This is a genomic window from Bacillus salipaludis (assembly GCF_030938565.1).
GTDB classification, from domain to species: domain Bacteria; phylum Bacillota; class Bacilli; order Bacillales; family Cytobacillaceae; genus Neobacillus; species Neobacillus salipaludis_A.
Map to the genome: position 1 here is coordinate 5,385,094 of NZ_JAVGVR010000001.1, position 12,862 is coordinate 5,397,955.

The 12,862-nt window shown below is 39.7% G+C and carries 12 protein-coding genes and 1 other RNA gene; 6 read left to right on the forward strand and 7 right to left on the reverse strand.

The genetic code is table 11. From position 1 onward, the window contains the following. Positions 1 to 88 precede the first annotated feature (88 nt). Entirely contained in the window at positions 89 to 3,454 is a 3,366-nt protein-coding gene (dnaE, locus tag RCG21_RS26830) for a DNA polymerase III subunit alpha (protein ID WP_133334346.1), read from the reverse strand. Between the two features lie 379 nt (positions 3,455 to 3,833). Between dnaE and ytrH the strand changes: the two genes are divergently transcribed. Next, positions 3,834 to 4,172: a sporulation membrane protein YtrH gene (gene ytrH / locus RCG21_RS26835; RefSeq protein WP_235824799.1), complete on the forward strand. Its 339-nt coding sequence runs from the start codon at positions 3,834 to 3,836 to the stop codon at positions 4,170 to 4,172. After that, a complete protein-coding gene (ytrI, locus tag RCG21_RS26840) occupies positions 4,169 to 4,672 on the forward strand; it encodes a sporulation membrane protein YtrI (RefSeq protein WP_026572203.1) in 504 nt (167 codons plus the stop codon). Before ytrH ends, ytrI begins: the two co-directional genes overlap by 4 nt. A 299-nt stretch (positions 4,673 to 4,971) precedes the next feature. Here the strand turns inward: ytrI and RCG21_RS26845 are convergent, their stop codons facing one another. Next, positions 4,972 to 5,913 carry a DHH family phosphoesterase gene (locus RCG21_RS26845; protein WP_133334344.1) on the reverse strand — a complete coding sequence of 314 codons (942 nt, stop codon included), beginning with the start codon at positions 5,911 to 5,913 and terminating at the stop codon, positions 4,972 to 4,974. 100 nt (positions 5,914 to 6,013) lie between these two features. Between RCG21_RS26845 and RCG21_RS26850 the strand changes: the two genes are divergently transcribed. Continuing rightward, on the forward strand, positions 6,014 to 6,319 hold the full coding sequence (locus RCG21_RS26850; RefSeq protein ID WP_133334343.1) for a YtpI family protein: 306 nt from the start codon (positions 6,014 to 6,016) through the stop codon (positions 6,317 to 6,319). A gap of 298 nt (positions 6,320 to 6,617) precedes the next feature. Here RCG21_RS26850 and RCG21_RS26855 read toward each other — a convergent pair whose 3' ends face one another. The 3 genes from RCG21_RS26855 to RCG21_RS26865 form a co-directional block, all read right to left on the reverse strand. After that, entirely contained in the window at positions 6,618 to 7,937 is a 1,320-nt protein-coding gene (locus RCG21_RS26855; RefSeq protein WP_133334342.1) for a CBS domain-containing protein, read from the reverse strand. 291 nt (positions 7,938 to 8,228) lie between these two features. Next, positions 8,229 to 8,465: a hypothetical protein gene (locus tag RCG21_RS26860; protein ID WP_133334341.1), complete on the reverse strand. Its 237-nt coding sequence runs from the start codon at positions 8,463 to 8,465 to the stop codon at positions 8,229 to 8,231. A 79-nt stretch (positions 8,466 to 8,544) separates the two neighbouring features. Continuing rightward, positions 8,545 to 9,225 (reverse strand): metal-dependent hydrolase, encoded by a 681-nt coding sequence (locus tag RCG21_RS26865; protein WP_133334340.1) that lies wholly within the window; start codon positions 9,223 to 9,225, stop codon positions 8,545 to 8,547. A 222-nt stretch (positions 9,226 to 9,447) separates the two neighbouring features. Between RCG21_RS26865 and RCG21_RS26870 the strand changes: the two genes are divergently transcribed. Both RCG21_RS26870 and ssrS read left to right on the forward strand, forming a co-directional pair. After that, complete coding sequence (locus tag RCG21_RS26870; RefSeq protein ID WP_133334339.1) at positions 9,448 to 10,545, forward strand: M24 family metallopeptidase; 1,098 nt, start codon at positions 9,448 to 9,450, stop codon at positions 10,543 to 10,545. 54 nt (positions 10,546 to 10,599) lie between these two features. Then, a non-coding RNA gene (gene ssrS, locus RCG21_RS26875) (6S RNA) lies at positions 10,600 to 10,795 on the forward strand. A 49-nt stretch (positions 10,796 to 10,844) separates the two neighbouring features. Here ssrS and ald read toward each other — a convergent pair. Continuing rightward, complete coding sequence (gene ald / locus RCG21_RS26880; RefSeq protein ID WP_133334338.1) at positions 10,845 to 11,966, reverse strand: alanine dehydrogenase; 1,122 nt, start codon at positions 11,964 to 11,966, stop codon at positions 10,845 to 10,847. A gap of 163 nt (positions 11,967 to 12,129) precedes the next feature. Beyond that, the gene (locus RCG21_RS26885; RefSeq protein WP_165976245.1) at positions 12,130 to 12,279 is read right to left on the reverse strand and encodes a hypothetical protein; all 150 of its coding nucleotides are present in this window, start codon (positions 12,277 to 12,279) and stop codon (positions 12,130 to 12,132) included. Positions 12,280 to 12,526: 247 nt separating this feature from the next. Between RCG21_RS26885 and RCG21_RS26890 the strand changes: the two genes are divergently transcribed. Further along, positions 12,527 to 12,841: a hypothetical protein gene (locus RCG21_RS26890; protein WP_133334337.1), complete on the forward strand. Its 315-nt coding sequence runs from the start codon at positions 12,527 to 12,529 to the stop codon at positions 12,839 to 12,841. Positions 12,842 to 12,862: the final 21 nt, after the last annotated feature.

A 12,862-nucleotide genomic window follows, 5' to 3' on the forward strand; every position in this document is an offset into this window, starting at 1 on the left:
AAGTTTTTTTGAAATCTCTCCGACTATGAGTGGTCTGACCACACTCGTCTCTTTATCACTATAACATATCTGCGAAAGTTGTAAAGAATTATTCTTTCAATACGACATTATCGGGACCAAGAAAGTCCCCCAAGTTTGTCAATAATTTAGAAGTGGGATGTACATTATATTCACTTGCTAATCGGACAGTTTTTCGGGTGGATTCATAATGTAAGACAACACTAGTATCCCCCTTTTCCTCCTTTAAAAAATAATATAATTTCCTTAAAGAAAGTTCATCCTGTTTTCCCTCGACAATTTTAATATATAACACAGAGGCTTTTTGCTTTTTTTCCTGAAGCCAGTGCTGCATTTCTGCTGCCTGCTGGATAATAAATTGACGTTTCCCTTCCCTTTCTTCTACCTTTCCCTCGACGACGGCAAATTTCCCTTGGTCTAAAATTGCTGAAAAGCGTTTATAAACAGCAGGAAAAACCACTGCCTCCATTTCACCACTTGAATCACTAATGGTAAGAAAGGCCATCGATTCACCTTTTTTCGTACGAATTTTTTTTGAGGCAGTAACATAAATTCCTGAAATTGCCCTGTTCCTATTCATAGTAAGCTCAAATATCGCTTGAGCCCCCTTTTGTTTTAACTCCTGTTCATACGTGGAAACAGGATGATTGGAAAGGTAAAATCCGAGTGCTTCTTTTTCAAAGGAAAGCTTGTCCTCGGACCTAATTGGATCAACCTGTACATACATTGGTTTCGGAAAGTACTCTTCACCGGAAAAAAAGTCAATTTGGCTGGAGTCATCCGGATTCACCAGCTGGGCATGTTCAATTGCAACATCTAAACTGGCGAGCAGGACCGCACGGTCTTCCCCAAATTCATCAAAGCTTCCGGAATGAACCAGGGTTTCAAGCTGTTTACGATTAATTGCTTTCGATGAAATACGGCTGCAAAAATCAAATAAATCTTCAAATTTTTTCTTTTTTCTTGCTCCAAAGATTTCTTTCAAGGCAGCTGCACCGATACCCTTGATAGCCGCCAAACTATAACGAATCCCTTCCGGTTCCACTTGAAATGAATACCCGCTGTTATTTATGGAAGGAGGAAGTACTTTAATCCCCTTTTGCCTTGATTCCATAATATATTGCGATATTTTTGATTCATTTCCAATCGAAGCCGTTAATAACCCCGCCATAAAATGCAATGGATAATGTGCTTTTAAATAAGCAAGCTGATAGGCAATCATACTATAGGCAACTGCATGGCTTCGATTAAATCCATAATTGGCAAAGCGGACAATCAAATCGTATATTTCATTCGCCAAACTCTGTTCATAACCCTTTTTTAAAGCCCCTTGGACAAAATGGTTTCGCTCACGGTCCAGTGTCTCTTTTTGCTTCTTTCCAACAGCTCTTCTCAATAAATCGGCTTCTCCCAGCGAGAATCCGGCCATTGTCGAGGCAATTTGCATGATTTGCTCCTGATAGACGATGACTCCATATGTATTCTCAAGGATGTTTTTTAAATCCGGATGTGGATAACTAACGGGCTTTATTCCATGTTTGCGATCAATAAACAGCGGGATATTTTCCATTGGACCTGGCCGGTACAACGCATTAACCGCCACAATATCTTCGAATCGTGAGGGCTTTAAGCGGACTAGCACCTTTCTCATTCCCTCCGATTCCAGCTGGAAAATTCCTGTGGTTTCCCCGCTCGCTAACAGTTCAAACGTTTCAGAATCGTTTAGTGATATGGAACCGATCTCTACTTTTTTACCGGTTTTTCTCTTTATGGAAGCTAAAATGGATTCAATCAGCGATAAATTTCTTAATCCAAGAAAGTCCATTTTTAACAGGCCAATTTCTTCAAGGTATTCCATTGAATATTGCGTTAAATAAACATTTCCGCTTCCCTGTTGAATGGGGATTAAATCAACAAGCTGCTTTTCACTGATCACTACTCCTGCCGCATGCGTGGATGTATGCCGCGGGAGCCCTTCAAGTTTCAAGGCAGTCTCATAGAGACGCCGGTTCAATTGATTTTCGTGAATAAAATTTCTTAATGCCTCTGATTCGTTATAGGCAGCATTTAGACTTATTCCTAATCGAGTGGGAATAAGCCTTGAAAGATGATCCAATTCCTTTGAATTGAATCCAAATGCTCTGCCGACATCCCGCAATGCTGCTTTTGCCGCCATTGTTCCGAACGTGACAATCTGAGCAACATGCAAATCCCCATATTTATCTGCAACATATTCAATGACTTCATCGCGGCGATGGTCCGGAAAATCGATATCAATATCAGGCATGGAAATTCGTTCCGGATTCAAAAAACGTTCAAATAATAAATGATGCTGAATCGGGTCTACATCCGTAATGTACAGTACATAGGCAACAAGAGAACCTGCTGCCGACCCCCGGCCCGGCCCGGTCAAAATCCCATTCTCACGAGAATATCTCATAAAATCCCAAACAATTAAAAAATAGTTGCTAAACTTCATTCGTTTAATGACCGATAATTCGTAAGCAAGCCTTTTTTGATATTCTTCTGAAGGATTAGTTATACGCTCAGCTAATCCCTTTTTACAAAGCATGTCCAAATAATCTTCTGCTTGCATACCATTTTCTGTTGGATATACAGGTAGAAAAGTCTTGTTTAATTCAATGTTTACCTGACAGCGTTTTTCAATGGCGATTGTATTTTCTAAGGCTTCCGGTATTTCAGAAAAAGTCTCAACCATTTCTTCTGGTGTTTTTAAATAAAAATGGTCACTCCCCAATTTTTCATGATTTTCATCATTTACTTTATCACCATTTTTGATGGCCAGCATGACTTCATGTGCGAAAGAATCATCTTTTTCTAAATACTGAACAGAGTTTGTTGCAACAATGGGTATATTTAACTTTTGGGAAAGTGATAGAATTCCATCTCTTATCAATCTTTCTTTCTCCAAATGATGATCTTGAATCGAGAAAAAAAGATGGTCATTACCGAAAATTCCCCTCAACTTTCTGGCAGCAGTTTCTGCTAATTCTTCCTTCCGTTCTGCTAGATATTGTTCAATTTCCCCCTCGATTCCCGGGGTAATAGCAATTAACCCTTTTGCATAGTGTTTTAACCACTTGAAAGGAATACCACTTGGTGATTTAGTTTGAACCGCACTTGATATTTTTAATAGGTTTTTAAAGCCTTGTTCATTTTCTGCCAGTAAGACAAGCGGAAAAGACTCCGCCTCTGCTTCTTCACTTTGAACATTTATGGTTAAACCGATGATGGGTTTTATATCAAATTTCTTACATAATTTATAAAATTCGATTGTTCCGTACATGACATTTCGGTCTGTTATCGCTATGGCGGAAAAACCCTTTTTCTTTGCGTTTTCTACCAAATTAGGAACAGATGCCGTACTCGTTAATAAGCTGTACGCGCTATATACATGCAGGTGAATAAAAGACATTAGTCATCACACCCTTAAAACGATTATCTATTTCTTATTATAGAACTTCATTGAAAAAAAGAAAATATGTTCCCCTAAAGAAAAGCAGAAGCACCTTGGTCAGGGGCAATATAGTGCGGCTAATCACTGGCAAGCGTAGCAAATCCAGTGATTAGCCGCACTTAATGCGTACAAAAAGCGTTAGCTTTTTGTAGCCTAGCATAAAACGAGCCGGCGAGAAGGTTGTACTTTGACCTTCTTGACGGATTGGCTGTAGACCATAGAGTCCCTAGGCGCTGGAGCTAGACATTACTCATATTTTAGTGCAAAAAACATATTCGTTAGGCTTTGTCCATATAAATGAGTAAGAGATTACTGATTTTGTGTAAGGGCGGTTGAAATCATGAAAGAGATTGGGTTTTTTCCTACTTTTATCGAAAGCTACTTTATTGCCTTAGGCGTTTTACTTGGCGGGTCATTAATTGGGGGAATTGCTTCTTTCCTAACTGGACAGCCGCCTCTGACAGCCGTTGCTCGTTTGTCTTCAGCCCTTCGAATATGGGCAATTGTAGCAGCGATTGGCGGGACCTTTGATGCTGTGTACAGCTTTGAGAGAGGAATTTTTAATGCTGAGACAAAGGATGTATTTAAACAGATCCTCTTAATTCTTTCCGCACTTGGCGGTGCCCAAACAGGTGCTCTAATAATCAATTGGTTGACACAGGAGCATTTATCATGAGAATCCCGCCTTACTATAGAAGGCCCGCATGGCAAAGATTTTTTTCCGGAATGGCTGTTGGCGGTGCAATTAGTTGGGTCATTTTTTTATATATTTTTGGGGTATGGCAAGAAAAGCATACGCATAAAATCCGTCTTCAGGAGGATGAAATCCTGGAATTGAAAAAGGATATTAATATTTGGCAACAGGAATATAAAGAGAGTAATAAACGCAATATTGAACAAATTACAGTTCAAAAAATAAATGTTCGGATTACAAACTGGGAGAAATATAAGCTTGATCAGCTAAGTACATTTGAAACAGAGGAATCCGTAAAGGACGATATTAGCATGATGCTGGCCAAGGACCTCGAAACTGTTTATAAAAGTAAGGATTTGATTAAAAAAATCATTGAAAATAAAAGAGTGAAAATTAACAATAAAAGATACAAGCTGGAAGTGAAAGAAATGATTGTTTATACCACTCTTTCCATTGAGCTTGAAATTAATTTTGATGAATAATATTCGGCCCTAACAATAAAGGGCCGAATTTTTATTAATTTGGCTGTGTTAAACTTGGAGGTTGATTTCCGCTCCAGGCGCAAGCGGTTCGTGGGCGGTCCAAGGGAGCCTCCTCGTCGCTTCGCTCCTGTGGGGTCTCCCCTGCCCCGTACTCCCACAGGACAATGAATTGCTTCCTTGAATCCGCCCACGCACGAAGAAAATGCGTTAGCATTTTTGAGGAGTCTTCGCGCCTTCCGCTCCCATCAACGTTGTCAAAAATCAACATTATCCTTTAATACAGCCATTAATTTTAATAATTAGGAATGAGATTTGCAAACCTCTCGTAGTTCGTTTAAAACTAAGTCCACTTCATCCCAAGAATGAATGGATGCACCTGCAGCAAGGGGATGACCGCCGCCTTTAAACTTGCGTGCTACTCCATTAATTACCGGTCCTTTTGAGCGGAGGCGAAGCCTAATTTGGTCATCTTCTTCAATGAAAAAGACCCAGGCTGTGATTCCTTTAACGTCCCCTAATGTACTAACTAATAAGGAGGCTTCCGGCGGTTTCGCCCCAAATTCCTCTAAAAGCTCCTTTGTAAGAATAACCGAGGCCACTCCATATTCCTGCAGCTCAAAGTTCTGTAAAATATATCCATTTAACTTAATGATATTTAAATCCAGCTCATACATCTTGTCATAGAGTTCTGTTCGTGAAAAATTATATTGGATTAATTCTCCTGCATGTGAAAAAGTCTTTTCTGTTGTACTTGGATAAAGAAATCTGCCAGTATCGCCAACAATCCCTCCATACAAGAGTCTTGCTGCTTTATCATTCATGTTCAGACCTTGCTCTTTCCCAAATAAATAGAAATCATAAATCATTTCACTGCAAGAGCTTGCACTCGTATCCACCCATAAAAGGTCTCCATACGGGTCTTCGTTTGGATGGTGATCAATTTTTATCAGCATATCTCCTAAAGTATACCGGCTGTCGCAAATTCTTTCTGTGTTAGCTGTATCACACACAATCACAAGTGCACCGTTATATACTGCATCCTCGATGGTATCCAATCGCTGCATAAAATGAAGGGATGGTTCTTCGCGGCCCACCGCATAAATCTTTTTCTCTGGAAAAGATGCTCTCAACATTTCGACAAGTCCGCATTGGGAACCATATGCATCAGGGTCTGGACGAACATGGCGATGAACAATAATGGTTTCATATTTTTTAATTGTTTCTAAGATTTTTTCTTGCATGGCGTCTCCTTTTTCTGTTCATTTTGAACCGGTTCTGGCATTTTTTGATGATAACCTGTACAATAGTAGATGATTTTTTAAAAGTTCGGAGGAGCTAAAAATGTCAGTACTCGTTATTTTAATTGTCCTATTATTTGTACTATACTTATTTTATAAAACAAAGTACTTTAGAAGCAACCGTCCTGCTGAAAAGAAATGGCTTTCGGCTAAATCGAGTATTGCCCTTGGTCTTTTTGTCTTCTCTTTCGGTATTAATACTGTATATTTATCGCAAACAACCGTTACCATTATTGTTGCTGCTGTTTTTATTATCATTGGCGGCATAAGCTCTTGGACAGGGTATAAAGCTTATAAACATTACCTGCCATTTGCTGTTAAAGAAGCCGAGGCCCTAAAAAGACAGTAAATAAATGAAAGGCCGCTCCATTAATATCAGGAGCGGCTTTTCTTATTTTTGGCACTGTGAAACTTAGTTGTTGATTTCCGCTCCTAGCACAAGCGGTTCGTGGGCGGTCTGGGAAACCTCTTCGTCACTTTGCTCCTGCGGGGTCTTCCCTGCCCCATACTCCCACAGGACACTGAATTGCTTCCTTGAATCGGCCCACGCACGAAGAAAATGCGTTAGCATTTTCGAGGAGTCTACGTGCCTTCCACTCCAATCAACTTTGTTTAAAAATCAACATGGTTCTTTAACATAGTATTTTTTAGGTTCGATCAATTAGCTGACACATCATCATCGCTTTCCCAACCAATATGCCGTCATTAAATACCTCAACGTCCACCTTACCGAACTTCCGCCCTACTTCAAGCACTTTTGGATAAATTTCTAGTGTACTTTCCATTTGAACGGGTTTAAGAAAATAGATGGTCATATTTTCAACGACAAGATCGCCTTTTTTATAGCTTCGTAAAATTCGATTTGCCGCATCAGAGACAATCGTGGTAAAGACACCATAGGAAATGGTTCCAAGATGATTCGTCATTTGCGGGCTGACTTCACAGGAATAAACCTCTTCCCCTTTTGCCTTCCCTTGAATTAATTCCATCTGGTTGGTTACGATATCATCAATCGTTTCACCGACTTGCGGCTGCCGTTGATTCATTTGCAGCGTTTTTAACACATCCTGCCTGCTGATAATCCCTTCTAAACGGTTCGAATCATCTGCCACCGGAAGAACCTCTATTCCCTCCCACACCATCATATGGGCTGTGGAAGCAACACTTGTTTTTCCGCTTACAGTCATTGGATTTTTTGTCATAATCTTATCAATAGTTGTTTCAAAATCCTGCCCTAATATATCCTTTGAGGTAACCATCCCTTGAACCTTCATATTATGGTCTACAACCGGATAACGGCTGTGGGTGGTTTGTTGATTTAATTCATGCCATTTTGAAACCTTATCTGATGTTTTTAGAAAAAATGTTTCAGACAAAGGAGTTAAAATATCTTCCACCAAGATAATTTCTTTTTTTATTAATTGGTCATAAATGGCACGGTTAATCATCGTTGCTACAGTAAACGTATCATAGCTCGTTGAGATAACTGGCAATTCAAGATTATCTGCAAGCTTTTTGATTTGGTCTTCGGCATCAAATCCCCCAGTTATCAGGACTGCCGCTCCTTCTTTCAAGGCAAGCTCATGAGCTTGCGTCCGGTTGCCGACGATTAATAGGTTGCCCGCTTCGGTATAGCGCATCATTGCCTCTAATTTCATTGCTCCAATGACGAATTTATTAAGTGTTTTATGGAGTCCCGTTCTTCCCCCTAAAACTTGACCATCCACAATATTTACAATCTCTGCGAAGGTAAGTTTTTCGATGTTTTCTTTTTTCTTCCTCTCTATTCTAATGGTCCCAACCCGTTCAATGGTGCTGACATATCCTTTATTTTCAGCTTCCTTAATGGCTCGATAGGCAGTTCCTTCGCTGACATTCATCGCCTTTGCAATTTGGCGGACAGAGATTTTTTCGCCTACAGGAAGTGTATCTATATATTGTAAAATTTGTTCATGTTTTGTAGCCAAGACCGTCACCCTTTATTTTAAATTCCCATTCATCCAGTAATGACTTTCCCGGATTCCGTGTGTAAATTTAATTATAGAGTTAAAAAAGCCTTGATACAATACAAGAAAAGCGGAAGCGCCTTGGTTAGCCCCGACAGCTGCTTGCGGGCATGACTGTGAAGTCGTTCTTTGACTTCATGGGCAGGACCGAAGCGACTCGAGAGGCTAGGCGGTGGAGCTAGACAATGAGGATTGTTACATTATTACGAAAAAGCTCCGGTATTGGTTCTACCGGAGCTTTTCTTATACTCTTTAATGAAACATGCGGGATTTTCTTTTACTGCGGTTTGGTTGATGTTTTTGAGCTGCTTTTTTCGGGCTATAAAGAATTCCCGTTAAATTACCGGCAATCACCATTAGAGCAAAGGCAAGCCACGCTAAAGCAAAAATCCCTTTCTGCCCCGGTGCGGTTACCGATAATTGAGGCACTGCATAATAAAGCATTGCTCCGCAAAGTAAAAGACATAATAAATATCTGTTTTTCTTCACATTTTTTCCTCCCTTAAAAACTGCTTGTTTCATATTTATGCTAGAAAGAGGAAAAAAAGTAGACAAATACCTTAATTCATTATAATTCTATAGCTTCCCCTGGCTGAAGAACTTTACCGTTTTGTTCCTCAAGTAGTTCAATAAATTTATTCGGGTCCTGCTTAATTGGCGGGAATGTATTAAAATGAATCGGCACAACTGTTTTCGCGTTTAATAATTTGGCAGCATAAGCCGCATCCTCCGCGCCCATCGTAAAATTATCACCGATTGGCAGGAAGGCAACATCAATTGGATGACGCTCACCAATTAACTTCATATCGGAGAAAAGCCCTGTATCGCCGGCATGGTAAATTGTTTTACCCTCATTGCTAAACAAAATACCCGTTGGCATGCCGCAATACACGATCTCATTGTTAACAGTTGCATAACCTGATCCATGAAAAGCCTGTGTCAGTTTGACCTTTCCAAAATCAAATTGATAGGCACCGCCTATATTCATCCCATGGGTTTGAACACCTTGCCAGCTGAGATAAGTGGTTAGGTCAGCGTTGGCAACAACAAGGGCACCGGTTCTTTTTGCAATTTCAACCGTATCACCGACATGGTCGTTATGACCATGTGTTAACAGAATAACATCAGGATTTACCGCTTCCACATTTAGATCCGTTAAAGAGTTTCCTCGAATGAACGGGTCAATTAAAATTGTTTTCCCTTCCGTTTGAATTTGAACAATGGAATGGCCATGATAAGAAATTTTCATTGTTTTAACTCCTCTCATTAAATAGTTTTATAATTACTTCCATACTAAAATTAGGAATTCCTTCCTCACAAAATAACTTTACCCAAAAGATAACACTTTTAGCAAAAAACTGAACTGTAACAGTCCTATAATAAACTATCACTTCTAAAGCCCAGTTTGTTTACATTCAGGCGTTAAATTGATAATCTCAAAAGTGGAAATGATTTTTAAGGGGGAACTAACATGAATCAACGTGTAGAAAAGCTTCAAGCTTGGATGAAAGAAAATGAAATCGAAGTAAGCTTCATCACCTCTTCAGAAAATGTTTTTTACCTAAGCGGATATTTTACGAATCCGCATGAACGCCTGCTGGCTCTTGTTGTTTTTCAACAAGAGGAACCATTTCTTGTTTGTCCGGCCATGGAAGTTCATGATGCGAAACGCTCCGGATGGGACCATGAAATCATAGGATATAATGACATCGAAAATCCTTGGGAAATGATTCAAAGCTCTATTCAAAAAAGAATCAGAATCGTATCGAAAACAGCGATTGAAAAAGAACATATGAATGTGGAACGGTACGAACAACTATCGAGCCTTTTCCCAAAAGCTGCTTTTATTTCTGCTGAAGAAAAATTACGTATTCTTCGAATGATTAAGGATGCTAAGGAATTAAAAGTTATCGAGGAGGCTTGTGCACTCGCAGACTATGCTGTCGAATTCGGCGCAAGTGAAATCAAAGAAGGCAAAACAGAATTAGATGTTCTTAATGCAGTCGAATATGCATTAAAACAAAAGGGCGTTACCGAAATGTCCTTTGCAACGATGGTTTTAACTGGTACAAACGCTGCATCTCCGCACGGCAACCCGGGGTTAACAAAAATAAAAAAAGGCGATTTGGTTTTATTTGACCTCGGTGTTGTCGTTGATCGCTATTGCTCTGATATCACTAGAACCGTTGCATACGGAGACATTAATGATAAGCAAAAAGAAATTTATGACACTGTCTTAAAAGCGCAGCTTGCCGCAATTGAGGCTAGTAAGCCTGGTGTGACAGCAGCAGAGGTTGACCTAACCGCCCGCAGAATTATTGCTGATGCAGGATATGGAGAGTATTTTCCACACCGTTTAGGACATGGACTTGGAATTAGTGTTCATGAATATCCTTCCATGACTGAAACAAATCAGTTGGTCATCGAAGAAGGCATGGTATATACAATTGAACCAGGAATTTATGTACCTGAGGTAGCCGGGGTTCGAATTGAGGATGATCTCTTTATTACCGCGGACGGTGCTAAAGTATTAACAAACTTCCCGAAAGAATTACAAATTATTAAATAACCATATGGAATTTTTATCTATTGAACAATCGAGTAATCTGCAGTAAAATAATAATACAAGCTGCATTGTACGTAATGATAATAAAGTTTTAACCTTTAAGCTGTAAAAGGGAGTTTTAACATTGAAACTGAAATGACATGCCTCTGTCTACAAGACATGGAGGACAGGCAGGAAGGTTTCTGCGAACACCCACTTTGAGGAGTGGTGGTTTAAAACTTTCTTATATGAATACGGCAATTGCGGCTACATATTAGTAACTAAAAACCAGCTTCAAATTGAAGCTGGTTTTTTTATATACCTTACACCTTTTCTAACAATGTCTTTGTATCCTTAAATTGAAGACCATGTGCTTCTGCCACTGCCTCGTAGGTTACATAGCCGCCAAGTGTATTAATTCCTTTCAACAATGCTTCATTTTTAAGGCAAGCCGCTTTATATCCCTTATTCGCAATGTCTAATGCATACGGAACCGTTACATTTGTTAAAGCAATGGTGGAGGTACGCGGAACAGCCCCTGGCATGTTTGCAACAGCATAATGGACTACCCCATGCTTTACATATGTTGGATTATCATGTGTCGTAATCCGGTCTGTTGTTTCAAAAATCCCCCCCTGATCAATGGCGATATCTACGACAACACCGCCCGGTTTCATTGACTGAATCATTTCTTCCGTGACAAGCTTCGGTGCTTTTGCTCCCGGGATTAAGACAGCTCCAATTACAAGATCTGATTCCTTAACAGCTTCGGCAATATTATAATGGTTAGACATTAACGTAGTCACGTCTGAACCAAAAATATCATCCAATTGACGAAGCCTGTCGGGGTTCAAATCAATAATCGTAACCTTCGCACCTAATCCAATGGCCATTTTGGCTGCATTGGTACCGGCAACCCCGCCACCGATAATTGTCACATTTCCTCGATGAACCCCCGGCACTCCGGAAAGCAATATTCCTTTACCGCCATGAACCTTTTCAAGAAACTGAGCACCAATTTGTGCTGCCATTCTACCAGCTACTTCACTCATAGGAGTCAATAATGGCAAACTTCTATTTGATAGCTGAACGGTTTCATAGGCAATTCCAACCACTTTATTATCGATGAGAGCTTTGGTTAATTCCGGTTCCGGGGCTAAATGTAAATATGTAAATAATATTAGCCCTTCACGAAAATAGGAGTACTCACTTGGGAGTGGTTCCTTTACCTTCATAACCATTTCCATCGACCAAGCTTCTCCGGCCGAATCTACTATCTTTGCTCCAGCTGAAGCATAATCCTCATCAGAAAAACCAGATCCATGCCCCGCTCCTTTTTCAATATATACATCATGACCAAATTTTAATAGGTTTACTACCCCGGCAGGTGTCATCGCTACACGATTTTCGTTATTTTTTATCTCTTTAGGTACTCCAATCCGCATATCCTTACCTCCATTTTAAATCATCCATATTTACTATTATATCCACCCATAAGCTTAATAATGTCAAAGCCTGTTATGAATATAGATTCCAGTGATTTATTGAAAATAGAATAAAAAAAGAAAAAGACTGCCCTCATTCGGACAGCCTTCCATCCTTCCCTGCCTAACCTTCTGTACTGCTGCTTTCAGTCTGTTCGGTTCCCTCTCCGATAAATCCGCTATTATACGAATTCAAGATTTGCTCGCTTACCTCATTTGTCCCCTGTTCATCAAACTCAAAAATATTTTGCTTATTCGGATTACGCTTGCTCATGTGCCTGCCCCCTTCAATAATTAATACCCCATTATTGTTCGAAAAATTGGCACATCTATACATTTCCAATTGTTGTATAATTCGGGTAAAAGAGATGATGAATCATCGACTTAATAAAAAATACATAATGCTATTAACTTGTGTAATTGTTTTACATTTATATTTTAGGTTAGATTAATAGTTTTCCAGTGAAAGCTCCGATAATGTGTAGTAAAATAAAAAAAACTATACATGTGGAGGCAAATGTATGGAAGAACATTTTTCTTTCGATCAACGTCTGGGAATTCAACTCCCTGACATTCAACTAGATTGGGAACAGTATTCCCGCCAGACCCAGGCTGCTATCTTGTTCTATTGGGAGCAAATTCGCGGCACCATTCCTGACAGAATTGCAGAACTTGAACATACGATTAATCAAAAACAATCACAACTTTCAGATGAAAGCGACTTCCCTCGTTCCTGTGAACTAAACAGTGAAATCGCGGATCTCGCTTCCATTATTAATGATTTATGGATTTGGTATCGCGCAAATCAAACTGTTTCAGTAAAAATGCACCATTAGAAAAAGCTCCCGCTTATGGGA

What these genes read in the sequence shown, in the direction of transcription:
- dnaE (WP_133334346.1), bottom strand. Translation starts at nt 3,454, where the DNA reads ATGTCTTTTATTCACCTGCATGTATATAGCGCGTACAGCTTATTAACG.
- ytrI (WP_026572203.1), top strand. Translation starts at nt 4,169, where the DNA reads ATGAGAATCCCGCCTTACTATAGAAGGCCCGCATGGCAAAGATTTTTT.
- RCG21_RS26845 (WP_133334344.1), bottom strand. Translation starts at nt 5,913, where the DNA reads ATGCAAGAAAAAATCTTAGAAACAATTAAAAAATATGAAACCATTATT.
- RCG21_RS26850 (WP_133334343.1), top strand. Translation starts at nt 6,014, where the DNA reads ATGTCAGTACTCGTTATTTTAATTGTCCTATTATTTGTACTATACTTA.
- RCG21_RS26865 (WP_133334340.1), bottom strand. Translation starts at nt 9,225, where the DNA reads ATGAAAATTTCTTATCATGGCCATTCCATTGTTCAAATTCAAACGGAA.
- RCG21_RS26870 (WP_133334339.1), top strand. Translation starts at nt 9,448, where the DNA reads ATGAATCAACGTGTAGAAAAGCTTCAAGCTTGGATGAAAGAAAATGAA.
- ald (WP_133334338.1), bottom strand. Translation starts at nt 11,966, where the DNA reads ATGCGGATTGGAGTACCTAAAGAGATAAAAAATAACGAAAATCGTGTA.
- RCG21_RS26885 (WP_165976245.1), bottom strand. Translation starts at nt 12,279, where the DNA reads ATGAGCAAGCGTAATCCGAATAAGCAAAATATTTTTGAGTTTGATGAA.
- RCG21_RS26890 (WP_133334337.1), top strand. Translation starts at nt 12,527, where the DNA reads ATGGAAGAACATTTTTCTTTCGATCAACGTCTGGGAATTCAACTCCCT.